The organism is Paenibacillus motobuensis, assembly GCF_039521865.1.
In the GTDB taxonomy this organism is placed as follows: Bacteria; Bacillota; Bacilli; order Paenibacillales; family Paenibacillaceae; genus Fontibacillus; species Fontibacillus motobuensis.
Genome location: NZ_BAAACX010000015.1, coordinates 147,024 through 147,292, shown reverse-complemented (window position 1 = coordinate 147,292; position 269 = coordinate 147,024). Strand labels below are relative to the sequence as shown.

Below are 269 nucleotides of genomic sequence, written 5' to 3'. Positions count from 1 at the left end.
ACGCCTTGATACACATTGAACGAATTCATGACGGACCCTGCCCCCGCATCAATCCCAGCCTTGAACGGTGGTAGGTAGACGTTGCGTAATGTACCTTCAGAAATGTCAACAGTATTATAGTCACGGCCTGCCTCAGCTGCGCCGTAAGCGATGAAATGCTTCAAGCAGGCAATGATCGTCTCTTCACTGAATAATGTATCCCCTTGAAACCCTCGAACCTGCGCGGCGGCAATTAGCGATCCTAGGTAAGGATCCTCGCCTGCGCCTTC

1 protein-coding gene is annotated in these 269 nt (G+C 51.7%); it reads right to left on the bottom strand.

Annotated elements, in window-relative coordinates:
• On the bottom strand, positions 1-269 hold a 269-nt coding region (locus ABD014_RS16675; protein WP_343863209.1), incomplete at both ends, for a glycoside hydrolase family 3 N-terminal domain-containing protein.